At 63.2% G+C, this 15,034-nt stretch carries 17 protein-coding genes; all 17 read left to right on the plus strand.

Annotated elements, in window-relative coordinates; genetic code table 11:
• The first annotated feature begins 1 nt into the window (after window position 1).
• The 17 genes from B5E67_RS07440 to glmS all read left to right on the plus strand — a co-directional run bounded on the left by B5E67_RS07440 (window position 2) and on the right by glmS (window position 15,015).
• Complete coding sequence (locus B5E67_RS07440) at window positions 2-2,317, plus strand: bifunctional (p)ppGpp synthetase/guanosine-3',5'-bis(diphosphate) 3'-pyrophosphohydrolase (protein WP_087384439.1); 2,316 nt, start codon at window positions 2-4, stop codon at window positions 2,315-2,317.
• A gap of 9 nt (window positions 2,318-2,326) precedes the next feature.
• Window positions 2,327-2,788 carry a D-aminoacyl-tRNA deacylase gene (gene dtd / locus B5E67_RS07445; RefSeq protein WP_087384442.1) on the plus strand — a complete coding sequence of 154 codons (462 nt, stop codon included), beginning with the start codon at window positions 2,327-2,329 and terminating at the stop codon, window positions 2,786-2,788.
• A gap of 1 nt (window position 2,789) precedes the next feature.
• Window positions 2,790-3,401, plus strand: a complete 612-nt coding sequence (locus tag B5E67_RS07450; protein ID WP_087384445.1) for an MBL fold metallo-hydrolase — start codon at window positions 2,790-2,792, stop codon at window positions 3,399-3,401.
• Between the two features lie 11 nt (window positions 3,402-3,412).
• Window positions 3,413-4,873 carry a coproporphyrinogen dehydrogenase HemZ gene (hemZ, locus tag B5E67_RS07455; RefSeq protein ID WP_087384447.1) on the plus strand — a complete coding sequence of 487 codons (1,461 nt, stop codon included), beginning with the start codon at window positions 3,413-3,415 and terminating at the stop codon, window positions 4,871-4,873.
• Complete coding sequence (locus B5E67_RS07460; RefSeq protein WP_087246255.1) at window positions 4,833-5,768, plus strand: nucleoside kinase; 936 nt, start codon at window positions 4,833-4,835, stop codon at window positions 5,766-5,768. Before hemZ ends, B5E67_RS07460 begins: the two co-directional genes overlap by 41 nt.
• 150 nt (window positions 5,769-5,918) lie before the next feature.
• On the plus strand, window positions 5,919-6,410 hold the full coding sequence (locus B5E67_RS07465; RefSeq protein WP_087384464.1) for a zinc ribbon domain-containing protein: 492 nt from the start codon (window positions 5,919-5,921) through the stop codon (window positions 6,408-6,410).
• Between the two features lie 155 nt (window positions 6,411-6,565).
• Window positions 6,566-7,297 (plus strand): MazG family protein, encoded by a 732-nt coding sequence (locus B5E67_RS07470; RefSeq protein ID WP_087384450.1) that lies wholly within the window; start codon window positions 6,566-6,568, stop codon window positions 7,295-7,297.
• Window positions 7,298-7,318: 21 nt separating this feature from the next.
• Window positions 7,319-7,588, plus strand: coding sequence for an HU family DNA-binding protein (locus B5E67_RS07475; protein ID WP_087246257.1), 270 nt, complete (start codon window positions 7,319-7,321; stop codon window positions 7,586-7,588).
• Window positions 7,589-7,701: 113 nt separating this feature from the next.
• The gene (locus tag B5E67_RS07480) at window positions 7,702-7,947 is read left to right on the plus strand and encodes an RNA-binding S4 domain-containing protein (RefSeq protein ID WP_087365699.1); all 246 of its coding nucleotides are present in this window, start codon (window positions 7,702-7,704) and stop codon (window positions 7,945-7,947) included.
• Between the two features lie 58 nt (window positions 7,948-8,005).
• A complete protein-coding gene (locus B5E67_RS07485; RefSeq protein ID WP_087246259.1) occupies window positions 8,006-8,290 on the plus strand; it encodes a YabP/YqfC family sporulation protein in 285 nt (94 codons plus the stop codon).
• Window positions 8,291-8,328: 38 nt separating this feature from the next.
• A complete protein-coding gene (locus B5E67_RS07490; protein WP_087384452.1) occupies window positions 8,329-8,757 on the plus strand; it encodes a hypothetical protein in 429 nt (142 codons plus the stop codon).
• A 45-nt stretch (window positions 8,758-8,802) separates the two neighbouring features.
• Window positions 8,803-9,099: a septum formation initiator family protein gene (locus B5E67_RS07495; RefSeq protein WP_087246261.1), complete on the plus strand. Its 297-nt coding sequence runs from the start codon at window positions 8,803-8,805 to the stop codon at window positions 9,097-9,099.
• A gap of 74 nt (window positions 9,100-9,173) precedes the next feature.
• Window positions 9,174-9,686 carry a S1 RNA-binding domain-containing protein gene (locus tag B5E67_RS07500; RefSeq protein ID WP_087246262.1) on the plus strand — a complete coding sequence of 171 codons (513 nt, stop codon included), beginning with the start codon at window positions 9,174-9,176 and terminating at the stop codon, window positions 9,684-9,686.
• A gap of 116 nt (window positions 9,687-9,802) precedes the next feature.
• A complete protein-coding gene (locus B5E67_RS07505; protein WP_087246263.1) occupies window positions 9,803-11,008 on the plus strand; it encodes a class I SAM-dependent RNA methyltransferase in 1,206 nt (401 codons plus the stop codon).
• A gap of 443 nt (window positions 11,009-11,451) precedes the next feature.
• Window positions 11,452-12,330: a DUF5685 family protein gene (locus B5E67_RS07510; RefSeq protein ID WP_242956863.1), complete on the plus strand. Its 879-nt coding sequence runs from the start codon at window positions 11,452-11,454 to the stop codon at window positions 12,328-12,330.
• A complete protein-coding gene (locus B5E67_RS07515; RefSeq protein ID WP_087246264.1) occupies window positions 12,327-12,884 on the plus strand; it encodes a hypothetical protein in 558 nt (185 codons plus the stop codon). Before B5E67_RS07510 ends, B5E67_RS07515 begins: the two co-directional genes overlap by 4 nt.
• Before the next feature lie 301 nt (window positions 12,885-13,185).
• Window positions 13,186-15,015, plus strand: a complete 1,830-nt coding sequence (gene glmS / locus B5E67_RS07520) for a glutamine--fructose-6-phosphate transaminase (isomerizing) (RefSeq protein ID WP_087384454.1) — start codon at window positions 13,186-13,188, stop codon at window positions 15,013-15,015.
• The last annotated feature ends 19 nt before the right edge of the window (window positions 15,016-15,034 follow it).

A 15,034-nucleotide genomic window follows, 5' to 3' on the forward strand; every position in this document is an offset into this window, starting at 1 on the left:
TATGCCAGAGGGAAAAAAGACAGCTGCGCCTGCCCCTGAGCAGGATTCCTATACCGCCAAGAGCCATCTGCAGCATCAGGTGAGAGAGGTGGGCACCGTGGTGGCCACCGCGTCCCCCGCCGAGGCGGTGGACTATATGGTCCCCTCGGAGGCGCGGCCCGAGATCATCACCTACGACAAGCTGCTGGAGGCCATTCAGGCCAGCGGCCGGCCCTACAACATGGAGATGATCGAGAAGGCCTACCGCATGGCCGACGACGCCCACAAGGATGTCCGCCGCCGCAGCGGCGAGCCCTATATCTGCCATCCGCTGGCGGTGGCCCGGCTGGTGCTGGACCTGGGCATGGACAGCGAGAGCATTGCGGCGGCCCTGCTCCACGACGTGGTGGAGGACACCCCCACCACGGTGGACGAGGTGAAATCCACCTTTGGGGCCGACGTGGCCCTGCTGGTGGACGGCGTCACCAAGCTGACCAAGATCCAGTTCTCCAGCATCGAGGAGCAGCAGGCCGAAAACCTGCGCAAGATGCTGCTGGCCATGAGCCAGGACGTGCGGGTCATGATCATCAAGCTGTGCGACCGGCTCCACAATATGCGCACCGGCGACGCCTGGCCCGAGCAGAAGCGCCGGGACAAGGCCCGGGAGACCATGGAGGTCTATGCCCCCATCGCCAACCGTCTGGGCATCCTGAACATCAAAGAGGAGCTGGAAGACCGCAGCCTCCACTATCTGGACCCCATCGGCTACGAGGAGATCAGCAAGCTGCTGAACGAGCGCTCGGGCGAGGAGTTCCTGGCCAACGTCTCCAGCCTCATCGAAAAGCGGCTGGAGGAGAGCGGCATCAAGGGCGCCACCATGAAGCGCCGGGTCAAGAGCATCTACGGCATCTACCGCAAGATGTTCGTCCAGAACAAGGCCTTCGATGAGATTTACGACGTGTATGCGGTCCGCATCATCCTGGATACCATCACCGAGTGCTACAGCGCCCTGGGCCTGATCCACGATATGTATCATCCGCTGCCCAACCGGTTCAAGGATTATATCTCCACCCCCAAGCCCAACGGCTACCAGAGCCTGCACACCACCGTCATCGGCCACGAGGGGATTCCCTTTGAGGTGCAGATCCGCACCCGCCAGATGGACGAACAGGCTGAGTACGGCGTCGCCGCCCACTGGAAGTACAAGGAGGGCATCGGCGGCCACAACAAGCTGGATGACCGTCTGGCCTGGGTCCGCCAGCTGCTGGAAAACCAGCGGGTGTCGGAGGATTCCGGCAACCTGCTTCACGACCTCAAGAGCGACCTGCTGCCCGAGGAGGTCTTTGCCTTTACCCCCAAGGGCGACGTCATCAATCTGCCCGCCGGGGCCACCTGCATTGATTTTGCCTACGCCATCCATTCGGCGGTGGGCAACCGGATGATCGGCTGCAAGGTGAACAACCGGATGGTCCCCATCGACCATGTGGTGGTCACCGGCGAGATCATCGAGGTGATTCTGGGACCCGCCGACAAGGGCCCCAGCCGCGACTGGCTCAAGATCGTCAAGACCAGTGAGGCCAAGAGCAAAATCCGCAACTGGTTCAAGAAGATGCGCCGGGATGAAAACATCGCGGAGGGCCGGGACGCCCTGGCCAAGGAGCTGCGCCGGGAGGGCATTCTGGTCCCCGACGACAAGCTGGACGAATTCGTGGGCAGCTGCTGCCGCCGGATGCGCCAGAACAGCGCCGAGGACCTGTACGCAGCCATCGGTTACGGCGGCATCACCATCGCCAACTGCATCCCCAAGTTCAAGGAGGAGTACCAGAAGCTGCGGGCGGCGGAAAATCCCCCCATGGAGCTGCCCAAGGTGGACCTGCGCAAGGTGCATTCCACCGACGGCGTGGTGGTGGAGGGCTTCGACAACACCCCCATCAAATTTGCCAAGTGCTGCAGCCCCCTGCCCGGGGACCCCATTGTGGGCTTCATCACCCGTGGTTTCGGCGTCTCCATCCACAAGGCCAGCTGCACCAACGCCCAGGCCAGCATGCGGGACCCCTCCAACGCGCCCCGCTGGGTCAAGGCCTACTGGGCCGACAGCGTCAAGGAGAGCTATAAGGCCGGGCTGGAAATTGTGGCCCTGGACCGCACCGACCTGCTGAAAGACGTGCTGAACGCCCTGTCGGATATGCGGGTGCCCATCTATACCATGAACGCCCGCCAGGCCGACAACTGCGGCGTCATCAATTTGACCGTCGGCATCAACAATACCGAGCACCTGGACCGGGTGGTGGCCCGTCTGGCCAAGATCCGGGACGTGCTCAAGGTGACAAGGAGTTAAACAAAGTTCATGAGAGCTGTGATACAGGCCGTGTCCTCCGCCAGCGTGCGGGTGAACGGCGGCGAGCCCCGGGCCATCGGCCCCGGGCTGGTGATTTTGTTCGGGGTCAAGGACGCCGACACCCTGGACATGGTGCCCCGCTTTGCGGAAAAGTGCGCCGGCCTGCGGATTTTCCACGACGAGAACGGCAAGCTGAACCGCAGCGCCAAAGACAATGGATATTCGGCCCTGGTGGTGTCCCAGTTCACCCTGTACGGGGACACCAAAAAGGGGATGCGGCCCAGCTTCATCCGGGCCGCCAAGCCGCCCCTGTCGGTGGAGGCCTATGAGCTGTTTCTGGAAGAAATGGGCAAACAGGGCCTCAAGGAGGTCCAGCACGGGGAATTCGGCGCCGATATGCAGGTATCCCTGGTGAACGAGGGCCCCTGCACCATCGTGATGGATACCGACGAGTGGAAGAAGGGAGAATAAGATGAAGGCATACCATGTAGTGGGGCAGGCCCCCATGTACACCAATACCTTCCTGCTGATCTCGGACGCAGGCCACGGCGTGGTCATCGACCCGGCGGCGGCCGCTTCGGACTACAACGAGATTCTGGAGAAAGAGGGCGCCAGCCTGACCCATATCTTCTGCACCCACGGCCACTTTGACCATGTGGGGGCCGCCGAGGAACTGAAAGCCAAATGGGGCGCCAAACTCTGGTGCGAGGCCGCCGATGTGGAGAACAGCCAGTTCTTCCCCCTGAAGGAGGCGGACAGCGGCTATGAGGAGGGGGAGGTCATCCAGGTGGATGAGATGTCCTTCACCGTCTGGCACACCCCCGGCCATACCCCCGGCAGCGTCTGCCTGCTGTGCGAGAACTACCTCTTTACCGGGGACACCCTCTTTGCAGGGAGCATCGGCCGCACCGACCTGCCCGGCGGCAGCAGCCGCCAGATCAACGACTCCCTGCGCAAGCTGGCCGCCCTGCCCATCCCCGCTGAGGCCCAGGTCCTGCCGGGCCACGGGGAACTGTCCACCTTCGGCCAGGAACTGAAAAACAACTGGTATATCAAGAGCGCCTGCAAGGGAGCCCTTTCATAAGGAATTGAAATATGAAGATTTATATTACCGGCCTGCCGTCGGGGTACGACGTGGAACATCTGGTCCGGCTGTTTTACCCCATGGCGCCCCTGACCCTGACCCCGCCCGCTGAGGACGAAGACTGTGTCTGGGCCAGCCGGGACGACACGGGCCTCTCGGTGCTGGTGCGGGAAAAGGGGGCCAGCCGCAGGGCGTCCGCCCCGCTGCCCCAGGAGGATACCCCCGAGTTTGCCCTGGCCAGCCTGACCTATGACCTGCTCCGCAGCTGGACCGGCCTGCGTCCCCCCTGGGGCAAGATGACCGGAGTCCGCCCGGTGCGCCTGATCCACGACAAGCGGGCTGCCGGCTGGACCGAGGCCCAGATCGACCAGTGGTTCCTGGGCCGGTTCGACTGTTCGGAGGAGAAATACCGGATGGCCAAGGCCATCGCCGACCTGCAGGAGCCCATTCTCCGCCGCGGGTCGGAGCCCAAAGCCTACAGCCTCTACATCGGGATTCCCTTCTGCCCCTCCCGGTGCAGCTATTGCAGCTTTGTCAGCTGCAACCTGGACCGAGACCGCAAACTGGTCCAGCCCTATGTGGACTGCCTGTGCCGGGAGCTGGAGGCCATCCGCGCGGAGGCAGACAAGGCCGACCTGCATCTGCAGAGCATCTACATCGGCGGAGGCACCCCCACCAGTCTGTCGGCGGACCAGCTGCGCCAGCTGATGGGTACGGTGCGGGACCAGTTCCCGCTGGAGGGCCTGGCCGAATACACCGTGGAGGCGGGCCGCCCCGACTGCACCGACGACGAAAAGCTGGCGGTCATCAAGGAATACGGCGCCACCCGCATTTCCATCAACCCCCAGACCTTCTCGGATGAGGTGCTGGCCCGAATCGGCCGGCGCCACTCGGCCCAGGATATTCTGGACTGCTATGCGGCAGCCCGGGCCGCGGGCCACACCGATATCAATATGGACCTGATCGCCGGCTTGCCGGGGGATACGGTGGAGGGCTTTGAGCACAGCCTGAAAACCGCCATCGCCCTCGACCCCGAGAATATCACCGTCCACACCCTGACCCTGAAACGGGCCTCCCGGATCGTGATGGAAGATCAGGAGGACAACACCTACGCCGACGTGGCCGCCATGCTGGAAAAATGCAGCCTGCTGCCCGCCGCCGGCTACCGCCCCTATTACCTCTACCGCCAGAAAAACACCCTCCAGAACCTCGAAAATGTCGGCTGGAGCAAGCCGGGCAGCGAGGGCTACTACAACATCTATATCATGGAGGAAGTGCAGACCATTCTGTCGGCGGGGGCCGGCGGCAGCACCAAACTGGTGGACACCGCAGGCCACCGAATGCAGCGCATCTTCAACTTCAAGTATCCCAACGAATACATTCAGCGCTTCGACGAGGTTCTGGAGCGCAAAAAAGGAGTGTCTGCGTTTTATGATTACGATTTGGGTACCGAAACGCCTGGTGGAGATTGATCTGTGCAACGTGGCAGCCCGCAGCCCGGCCCAGCTGGTGGAAATCAGCGAGGCCAGCTACTGCCGCCGCCTGCGCTATGCCGCCAAGAAAATCCGGCAGTCGGGGGCCAAGATCATCATGCTCACCGGCCCCTCCGCCAGCGGCAAAACCACCACCGCCCACAAACTGGCCGCCACCCTGCGGGACGGGGGCACCCCCGCCCAGGTCATCAGCCTGGACAATTTCTTCCGCGGGTCGGAGTACTACCCCAAAATGCCGGACGGCTCCCTGGATTACGAGCACCCCGACACCCTGGATATGCCCCTGATCCGCCAGTGCCTCCAGGAGCTGAGCCAGACCGACAAGACCGTCCTGCCCACCTACGACTTTGTCCGCGAACAGCGCTCGGATGTGACCGAGGCCATCGACCTGCAGGGGGGCGTCTGCATTGTGGAGGGCATCCACGCCCTCAACCCCGTCCTTACCAGCCTGGTGCCCTCGGGGCATATCTACCGGATTTATGCCGGCCTGCGGGAGGAGTACTGCCAGGAGGGCCGGCGGCTCATCAGCACCCAGGACATCCGGCTGTGCCGCCGGGTCCTGCGGGACGCCGCGGCCCGGGGCCGCAGCCCCGAAAAGACCCTGGCCATGTGGGACCGGGTGCTGGACGGGGAGACCCGGTATATCAAGGGCTTCAAGAACACGGCGGACTTTTTGCTGGACACCGCCTTCACCTATGAGCTGTCTATCATCGCCGGACTGCTGCCCGAGGTGGGGCGCCAGATGTCCCCCGACAGCCGCTACACCGAGATGTGGGATGAGACCGCCCGCCGCTTTGAACACGTGGACCCCATCAGCCGGGAACTGATCCCCGAAGGGGCCATGCTGCGGGAATTTTATACCAGCGTTCTGTGAGCGGGCGGAAGGCCGCAAAACTGTAAAAGCGTCGGGCAACGTGTTGCATCCCGGTCCAAAGTGCGGTATACTGATGCTGTACCAGGCCGCGTTCCGGGTGCGACACCCCGGACCGCCGGCAGATTACCGAGAAGCGAGGTGTCTTTGAAAATGGATGCAGAAAAGTGGAAGGATACCATTCTGGCCAAGAGCCGTGAATATGTGGAGCTGGGTGTCAGCGTCGCCAACGACCTGACCGAAAAAGGCAAGACCCAGGCCAAGATCCTGTCCAACCAGGCCAAAATCAGCAAGGCTCAGCGTCAGCTGGGCGCCCTGGTGTACAGCCTGGCCAAGGGCAACGAAGAAAACCAGCCGCTGGTGGACCGCTACATCGACATGATTGATTCGATCGAGCAGGAGAACCGTCAGCTGAAAGCCAAGCTGACCCCCGCTGAGGCCAGCGAGGTGGAGCACGCAGCCGCCGACGTGGAGGCCGACCTGGCCGACGTCATGGCCGACCCCGTCCAGGAGGAGCCCGCCCCCGAGGAGCCCGCTGCCGAGGCGGCGCCCGCGGATGCCTCCGCCAAGAAGTACTGCCCCCAGTGCGGTGCAGAAGTGGCGCCCGACGCCCTGTTCTGCACCAAGTGCGGCGCACAGCTGTAAAAACCAGTCCTACAGAGGCGCTCCCCGCCGGGGAGCGCTTTTTGCATGTGGAAAAATTAGGATAAATGGGCCGAAACGCTTGAAAATTGGCGCAGTATAGGGTAGAATAAACTAGGATTTGTGCCGGTATTTCCGGCAGAAAGGGAGAGCGCTGCATGATCGACTGGCCTGAAAAGGAGCACTATACCGCGGAGGACCTGGTCCAGATCATCCGCATCCTGCGGGACCCGCAGGAGGGCTGCCCCTGGGACAAGGTCCAGACCCATCAGTCGATCCGCAAAAACTTCCTCGAAGAGACCTGCGAGGCCCTGGAGGCCATCGACGCAGACGACCCGCAGATGCTGCGGGAAGAGCTGGGCGATGTGCTGATGCAGGTGGCGTTCCATGCGGTGCTGGAGGAAGAACAGGGCCGCAGCACCTTCTCGGATATCTGCCGGGAGGTGTGCGAAAAGCTGGTCTTTCGCCATCCGCACCTTTTCGCGTCGTCGGCGGCGCAGAATGCCGGTATAAACGGCTGGGATGCGCTCAAAAATAAGGAAAAGGGCCGCCAAACCCTTGCCGATGAGCTGGACACCGTTCCCGCCACCCTGCCGGCCCTCATGCGGGCCCAGAAACTCCAGAAGCGGGCGGCCGGCCACGGCATCGGTCCCGCCGGCGAGGAACAGGCCCTGGATACCCTCCGGCAGGCCGCAGACCGCTGGTGCGCGGCTGCACAGGGGGATGTCCCATCCGATCAGGCGGCCCGGGCGGCCGGGGAACTGCTGTTCGCGGCAGTGGATTCCATCCGGCTGGCGGGGCTCGACGCGGAAGAAGCTCTCACATTTGCATCCAAGGCATTCTGCCGGACGCTGGAAGGCGGGCAGGGCGCTGATCGAACCGAACATTGAATTGATTTTGGAGGTACAACTATGACCAAGGCTGATCTGACTGCACAGGTTGCAGCAAACACCGATATGACCAAGAAGGACGCCGACAAGGCTGTGAACGCTGTGTTTGAGGCCCTGAGCCGCGCTCTGGCCAGCGGCGAGAAGGTCACCATCTCGGGCTTTGGCACCTTTGAGGTGCGCGAGCGCGCCGAGCGCCAGGGCATCAATCCCCGCACCCAGGAGCCCATCACCATCGCTGCATCCCGCAGCATCGTCTTCAAGCAGGGCAAGGCTCTGAAGGACTCCCTGTAAGAAAAGACGGGCCGGGACCTCTGCGTTCCTGCGATGAACCCGCTGCCGGAAGGGTCCGCCCCGTGCGGACAGCCGGCAGCTTTTTGTATGTTTGGACAAAGGAGAAAATTACCATGCGCCTGGATAAATATCTGAAGGTTTCCCGCCTCATCAAGCGGCGGACGGTGGCCAACGAGGTGGCCGACGCCGGCCGCATCCTCATCAACGGCAAGGTGGCCAAGGCCAGCGCCGCCGTCAACCCCGGGGACGTCATCGAAATCACCTTTGGCAACCGGCCGGTGAAGGTGAGGGTCCTGTCGGACGCCGAGCCCCGCACCAAGGACGTGGCCCGGGAGATGTACGAGGTCATCGAGGAATAACCCCGGACCCCTGCTGCATAGACTGCATCACAGGAAATGCGCGGCGGGGGGCGATGCAATGGAAAAACAGACCGGCAAACCGGCCGAGACGGTGCCTCACAACCTGATCCTGGAGGAGCGTAGCCGCCTGACGGTCACCGGGGTGCGCCGGGTGGTCCGGTGCGACCCGGACAACGCGGTGATTGAGACGGCGGACTGCGTCCTCAACCTGACGGGGGCTCAGCTGAGCGTCACCGCTCTGGACCTGGAGCGGGGCGAGGCCAAACTGTCGGGCCGGGTGGACGCGCTGGAATACACCGAGGCCAGGACCCCGGGCGGCCTGCTGCGCCGCCTGATTCGCTGATGGCGCCGGTTCTGGCCCCCTGGCAGGCGGGGCGGGAGATGCTCTGCTGCCTGTATCTGGGCACCCTGGTGGGGGCGCTGCGGGCGGTGGGACCCCGGAAGGGCCGGGGAGCGTTTCTGCCCGACATGGCCCTGGTGGGGATGCTGCTGCTCTTTCTCCAGAGCTACGCCGCCGGCTACAGCGACGCCGGGAACCTGCGTTGGTACATGGTGGCATCGGGATTTCTGGGGGCGCTGGCCGCCCATGGGCTGCTGGCCCCGGTGACGGCGCAGGTCTGGCGTCTGGCCCTCTGGCCGGGACTGGCCATGGCCCGCCTGGTGGGCCGGCGGGCGCTGCAGCCGGCCTTTGCGGCCCTGCGGGCCCGGCGGGAGGCGCGCCGCGCCGCCAAAGCGGCAAAAACCGCGGCAGAAAAGCAAAAAAAGAGCTTGCCAAAAGAGGAGCATCTGTTGTATAATTCGAATGTATAACGATTCGGTTGTGGACAGAGAATCCATAGGATGGAGGCAGCCAGGATGGCGCGGAACCGCAAAAAAACCAAAACCCTCTGGTGGGGCATCACCCGCCTGTTTTTCGTGCTGCTGCTCATCAGCATGCTGGCGGCGTATGTCTCGAACCAGGTGACCATCAGCTCCAAACAGGCGGAGCTGGACGCCCTGAACGAGCAGATCGCCCAGCAGAAGTCGGAAAACGAGGAGCTGGAGCGGATTCTGGACGGCAACCCCGACGAAATCGTCGAGTGGATTGCGCGGGACTCCTATGGTTATGCGGCTCCCAATGAGCGGATCATTGTGGACATCTCGGGCAACTGAAGTCGTCTGTTTGCGGCGGGCTGCTTTTGCGGGCAGCCCGGGAACTCTCTGGGCTGAAGAAAGGGTATAGAGCTTTGATAGAGGTTGGTAATATTTTTGAAGGCCGGATCACCGGCATCAAACCCTTTGGCGCGTTTGTGGCGCTGCCTGAGGGGCGTGTGGGCATGGTCCACATCTCGGAGGTGTCCAACGCCTATGTGCAGGACATTGCGGCGGTGCTCCATGAGGGCGAGACGGTCAAGGTGAAGGTCATCAGCATCTCGCCGGAGGGCAAGATCGCCCTGTCCATCAAGCAGCTGCTGCCCCCGCCGGAGCGTCCGGCACGGGACGGCGGCCGCGGCGGTGCGCGTTCCTCCGGCCCGAGGGATGGCCGCGGCGGCCCGCGGGGCGGCAAGCGTCCCCCCCGGGACGACGGGCCCCGGGTGTGGCAGCCCCGCCCGCCGGCCAAGAGCGACAACCTGTCCTTTGAGGACATGATGAGCCGATTCAAGAGCCAGAGCGAAGAAAAAATGGCAGATCTCGACCACGAGTCGGGCGGACGCCGGGGCGGCTATGCCTCCCGGGGACGCCGGGGCGGCGGCCGCTGATCTGTTCCACAGACCAGAACCATCCGGGCCTGCCCCCAGCGGGAACTGTGCAAGGCAACCTTTGCCGCGCACCCCTGCGGGGCGGGCCCGTTTTGCTGCAAAGAAAGGAAGTCTCCATGTCTGCAAAGTTTGAACTGATTGCACCCTGCTTTTTCGGCTGCGAGTCCACCGCCAGCTTTGAGCTCAAGCGTCTGGGCGCCGAGGACCTGCGGGTCACCGACGGCCGTCTGACCTTCCGGGGCGGCGCGGACCTGATCGCCGCCGCCAACCTGAACCTGCGCACGGTGGAGCGGGTGATGCTCCTGCTGGCCAGCTACCGGGCCGATACCTTCGACGACCTGTTCGACGGGGTCTACGCCATTCCCTGGGAGGAGCTGCTGCCCGCCGACGCGGCTTTCCCGGTGAAGGGTTCCTCCCTGAACAGCAAGCTGTCCAGTGTGCCCGCCTGCCAGAGCATCATCAAAAAGGCCATCGTCAAGCGCCTGATGAAGGGCCACAAGACCACCGTCCTGCCCGAGACCGGCAGCGAGTACCGGGTACAGTTCCTGCTGCGGAAGGACCAGTGCGAGATCATGCTGGACACCAGCGGCGAGGGCCTGCACAAGCGGGGCTACCGCCGCAACGCCATGGAGGCCCCCCTGCGGGAGACCCTGGCCGCCACCATTGCAGACCTGGGCCGGGTGCGCCGGGACAGCCGGGTGGAAGATCCCTTCTGCGGCAGCGGCACCCTCATCATTGAGGCGGCCCAGAAGGCCATGAATATTGCCCCCGGCCTCCAGCGCCGGTTCGCCGCCGAGCGCTACAGCTTTGTGCCGGCGTCGGTGTGGGCCGAGCAGCGCCGGAAGGCCCTGGAGGAAATCAAGCAGGACGCCGCCTTTGAGGGCTTCGGCTATGACCTGGACCCCGCCGCCGTGGAGCTGGCCCGGGCCAATGCCCGCCTGGCCGGCGTGGACAAGCGCTGCCACTTTGAGGTGGCGGACGTGGCGGCGTTTGCGCCCCAGTCCGAGGCCATCGTCCTGACCAACCCTCCCTATGGCGAGCGGATGAGCACCATCGAGGGGGCTGCCCGTCTGGCCCAGACCTTTGGCCGCCAGATGGAGGCCCATCCCTGCGCCGGCGTCTATGTCATCACCGCCGATATGGAGTTTGAGGCCCACTACGGCCACCGCGCCACCAAGCGCCGCAAGATGTACAACGGCATGATTCCCTGTCAGGTCTATATGTATTACAGCGCCCCCGGCGCCAAGGCCGCCCGCCCCATGGCCAAGGAAGGGTTTGACGGCCGGCGGGCTCATCCCCACAGCTCCAACGGCGGCCGCTGAGCCGAAAAACCTGTTGAAACAAGGCAATCCCGGGACAAATGACTGCTCAAAACAGGGAAAAATAAATCAAGAAATTGAGACAGCAAAAAAGAACGGATTTTGGTTAAAAACCATCGGGTGGAACGGCTGAAACCGGATCTTTTCCGGGACAAATGCAAAGAGTTTTGAAATAGGAATTGCATCTGGACACAAAATCGATTATACTAATAGAAAGTTACGACCCGGGCTGCCCTGCAGGCGGCAAAAACCGGGCCCCAGGCGCCCTGGAGGGCGCCGCGGGCCGGGGCAGGGCAGGCAGAACCGGGACCCATTCTTGAATCCAGCGGTGCGCTGCGCAGGTGCGGCTTCCTCGCGGCCGAGGGGCGGGAACCGGCGGCGCACCCTGCGCGTGGATTGGTGATGAACCCGCGTTTGCGGGCACAGTATAACGGAGGCAGTGGGCCATGATGACAGGCAGACTCCACCCTTATCTGCCGGAGCTTACCATTCGGGATTATAATACCTATCTGCGCTATCGGCGCGGCGTGAAGTACCAGCTGTATCTCGAGTACGGCCTGTTTGCGTTCAGCCTGCTGCGGTGCAAGGGGGCCGGGGCGGCCCTGGCCCTGCTGTCCGACAGCCTGGCGGGCCGCCAGGCCACCTGTCAGGAAATCCGCCTCCCCGGCAGCCTGGAACGGGTGCCGGTGATGTGCCAGACCCGGGGCATCCGGCTGGCCGCCCAGATTGAGGTGCTGATGAGCTGGCACCGCCTCCAGGACCGCCGCCCTGCCGAACTGCCCCTCCGTCTGAAGGTGCAGCGGCTGATCCAGCGTATGGCCCTCTACCGGGCCTACCGCAAGGCTGTACAGGAGGAACCCGCCCTGGAACGGATTTTCTATCAGCAGCGGGCCCAGGCGGTGGCCCAGCATCAGCTGCGGGGCCAGAACTATGCAGTGGCCTCGGAACCCATGAGCAACGTCTACGGGGCCCTGTTTTCGGTGCTGGCCCCCGACGACGCCGTCCAGCGCAAAAATATGCGGTACATTGGCAGCTGCATCGGCAAGGCCTTTTATCTGCTGGATAAGGCCGCCCGCCATCACCTGGACCAGAAAGAGGACCGGTACAATGTCTTTCTGGCCAACGGCCTCAGCGGCGAAGCCGCCAAGGAAAACGCCCGCCGCCAGGCCATTGCCGCCATCAACGATCTGTCCCGGGTGTACACCCTGATGGACGTGAAACTGAACCGTACCCTCTTGGACAACATCATGGTCCTGGGCCTGCGGGATACCGTGGACCCCCTGGAGCACGGCTCCTGGGATCTGAATTGGGAGCTTCCTTCATGAAACAACGCAAAAATCCGAGCTGGTCGATTGCACTGTGCGGGATGGCTGTGGCCTTCTCGGTGGTGCTGATGCTCCTGGGGGCCATCATTCCCGTCGCCATGTTCATTGCCCCCGCTGCCGGGGGCATTTTCATAGGGGTGGTGAACGAGGAATGCGGTTCGCGCTACGCCTGGACCACCTACGGGGCCGCCAGCCTGTTGGGGCTGTTCTTTGTCCCCGACAAGGAGACGGCCCTGTTCTTTGTGGCGCTGCTGGGGTATTACCCGCTGGTGAAATCCCGGCTGGACCGCCTGCGGCCCGCCGTGGTGCGGGTGGGGGCCAAACTGCTGCTCTGCAACGGTTCGGTCCTTGTGCTGTACGGGGTGCTGCTGGTGTTTTTCCCCGGGGGGCAGATGGCCGATGAACTGCAGGCCGCGGCCCTGGTGATGGCGGCGGTGACCCTGCTGATCGGAAACGTGGCCTTTTTGCTGTTCGACCGGGCCCTGGCCAATCTGCTGCGGCTGTACCGGCTGGTGTGGCAGCCCCGGCTTCATAAGATGCTGGGAAAACGATAAAATACAAACAGGATGGAAAGAAGGAATGTGTACTTTTAGTTGACAAAAAGCGCCGGGCCACGCGGGTGACAGCCGTGAGGGTGACGAGGGGAAGGATCATCGAAAGATTCGGCGGATGTTCTTCCGGCTGATGGCTGTACCAGCCGAGAGAGAAGAGCAAAAAACGGCAGCAATACCGCAACAGATCTCTTCAAAGCAAGCCATACCGTGAATACAATCGTAGGGGCGGCCTCTGGCCCCCCTGGGAGGCTGAGCAGGTCCTGAAAACAGGGGGCCTGCCGGCCATGGAGGTGTTTTGCTTATGTGTGGCATTGTAGGCTATGTGGGCGCCCGCTGCGCCCAGGATGTATTGCTGGATGGTCTGACCAAACTGGAGTACCGCGGCTATGATTCGGCCGGGGTGGCTCTGGAAACCCCCGACGCCATTCGGGTGGTCAAGACCAAGGGACGTTTGACCGCGCTCCGGGCCAAACTGGCCCAGGAAACCGCCGCAGGATTGCCGGTGAGCCACTGCGGCATCGGCCATACCCGCTGGGCCACCCACGGGGAACCCAGCGACGTCAACAGCCATCCCCATTCCACCCCCTATGTGAGCATCGTCCACAACGGCATCATCGAGAACTATGGCGCCCTGAAAGAGATGCTGGAGGCCAAAAACTATACGTTTGTCAGCGAGACCGACACCGAGGTCCTGGTCAAACTGATTGACAGCTGCTACCAGGGCGAGCCCCTGAAAGCCCTGACCGAGGCCCTGGCCCGGGTCCGGGGCAGCTACGCCCTGGCGGTGCTGTTCCGGGATTTCCCCGATACCCTGTTCGCCGTCCGGCGGGAAAGCCCCCTGATTGTGGGCTACGGGGAAGGGGAGAACTTCCTGGCGTCGGATATCCCCGCCATCCTGAAATACACCCGCAGCTACAGCGTCCTGGAAGAAGGGGACATGGTGGTCTGCAAGGCGGACGGCGTGGCCTTCTATGACGAGCTGGGGCAGCCGGTTCAGCGGGAACGCCTCACCGCCGACTGGGACGTGGAGGCCGCCGAAAAGGGCGGATACCCCCACTTTATGCTCAAGGAAATCAACGAGCAGCCCGCCGCCATTGCTGCAACCGTGGGACCCCGGGTGGAGCAGGGAATGCCGGACCTGCGCATCCCGGACCTGACCGACGCGCGGCTGGCCGCCATCCGGCGGGTTCATCTGGTGGCCTGCGGCACCGCCATGCATGCCGGCATGGTGGGCAAGGCCGCCATCGAAAAGCTGGCCCGCCTGCCGGCGGAGGTGGACATCGCCAGCGAGTTCCGCTATCGGGACCCCATCCTCAACCCCGAGGACCTGGTGGTCATCATCAGCCAGTCGGGAGAGACCAGCGACACCCTGGCGGCCCTCAAGCTGGCCAAGAGCCGCGGCGTGCCGGTGCTGGCCATCGTCAATGTGGTGGGCAGCTCCATTGCACGGGCGGCGGATTACGTTATGTACACCTATGCGGGGCCGGAAATTGCGGTGGCCTCCACCAAGGCTTATATGGTACAGATGTGCGTGCTGTACCTGTTCGCCCTGCGGCTGGCCTATGCCCGCGGCACCCTGGACGAGGCCGAAACCCGCCGCTACACCGCCGAGCTTCAGCGGGTGCCGGAAGTCGTCAAGCCCCGACTGGATGACTGTGAGTATATCAAATATCTGGCTAGCCTGTTTGTAAATACTCAGAGCTGCTTTTTCATTGGCCGGGGGTTTGACTACTCCCTGTCCCTGGAGGGCAGCCTCAAGCTGAAGGAAATCAGCTATGTTCATTCCGACGCCTATGCGGCGGGAGAACTCAAGCACGGCACCATCAGCCTGGTGACCGATGGGGTACCGGTGATCGCCCTGGCCACCCAGCACAACGTCTACGAAAAGACCCTCTCCAACGCCAAGGAGACCAAGAGCCGCGGCGCCAAGGTGCTGCTGTTTACCACAAAGGATGCGGTGGTGCCGGAGGGGATTGCCGACTATATCGTCCGTCTGGATGAATACGAGGATATCTTCATGCCCCTTCAGCTGATTGTGCCGCTGCAGCTGTTTGCCTATTATATGGCCGTGCTGCGAGGCTGCGACGTGGATAAACCCCGGAATCTGGCCAAGAGCGTCACGGTGGAATGATTTGCAAACCCGCCCACCC

This window comes from Faecalibacterium sp. An122 (assembly GCF_002160895.1).
Classification (GTDB): Bacteria; Bacillota; Clostridia; order Oscillospirales; family Ruminococcaceae; genus Faecalibacterium.

What these genes read in the sequence shown, in the direction of transcription:
- B5E67_RS07505 (WP_087246263.1), top strand. Translation starts at nt 9,803, where the DNA reads ATGTCTGCAAAGTTTGAACTGATTGCACCCTGCTTTTTCGGCTGCGAG.
- B5E67_RS07450 (WP_087384445.1), top strand. Translation starts at nt 2,790, where the DNA reads ATGAAGGCATACCATGTAGTGGGGCAGGCCCCCATGTACACCAATACC.
- B5E67_RS07475 (WP_087246257.1), top strand. Translation starts at nt 7,319, where the DNA reads ATGACCAAGGCTGATCTGACTGCACAGGTTGCAGCAAACACCGATATG.
- B5E67_RS07470 (WP_087384450.1), top strand. Translation starts at nt 6,566, where the DNA reads ATGATCGACTGGCCTGAAAAGGAGCACTATACCGCGGAGGACCTGGTC.
- B5E67_RS07515 (WP_087246264.1), top strand. Translation starts at nt 12,327, where the DNA reads ATGAAACAACGCAAAAATCCGAGCTGGTCGATTGCACTGTGCGGGATG.
- B5E67_RS07495 (WP_087246261.1), top strand. Translation starts at nt 8,803, where the DNA reads ATGGCGCGGAACCGCAAAAAAACCAAAACCCTCTGGTGGGGCATCACC.
- B5E67_RS07480 (WP_087365699.1), top strand. Translation starts at nt 7,702, where the DNA reads ATGCGCCTGGATAAATATCTGAAGGTTTCCCGCCTCATCAAGCGGCGG.
- B5E67_RS07465 (WP_087384464.1), top strand. Translation starts at nt 5,919, where the DNA reads ATGGATGCAGAAAAGTGGAAGGATACCATTCTGGCCAAGAGCCGTGAA.
- B5E67_RS07510 (WP_242956863.1), top strand. Translation starts at nt 11,452, where the DNA reads ATGATGACAGGCAGACTCCACCCTTATCTGCCGGAGCTTACCATTCGG.
- glmS (WP_087384454.1), top strand. Translation starts at nt 13,186, where the DNA reads ATGTGTGGCATTGTAGGCTATGTGGGCGCCCGCTGCGCCCAGGATGTA.
- dtd (WP_087384442.1), top strand. Translation starts at nt 2,327, where the DNA reads ATGAGAGCTGTGATACAGGCCGTGTCCTCCGCCAGCGTGCGGGTGAAC.
- B5E67_RS07485 (WP_087246259.1), top strand. Translation starts at nt 8,006, where the DNA reads ATGGAAAAACAGACCGGCAAACCGGCCGAGACGGTGCCTCACAACCTG.
- B5E67_RS07440 (WP_087384439.1), top strand. Translation starts at nt 2, where the DNA reads ATGCCAGAGGGAAAAAAGACAGCTGCGCCTGCCCCTGAGCAGGATTCC.
- B5E67_RS07490 (WP_087384452.1), top strand. Translation starts at nt 8,329, where the DNA reads ATGCTCTGCTGCCTGTATCTGGGCACCCTGGTGGGGGCGCTGCGGGCG.
- B5E67_RS07460 (WP_087246255.1), top strand. Translation starts at nt 4,833, where the DNA reads ATGATTACGATTTGGGTACCGAAACGCCTGGTGGAGATTGATCTGTGC.
- hemZ (WP_087384447.1), top strand. Translation starts at nt 3,413, where the DNA reads ATGAAGATTTATATTACCGGCCTGCCGTCGGGGTACGACGTGGAACAT.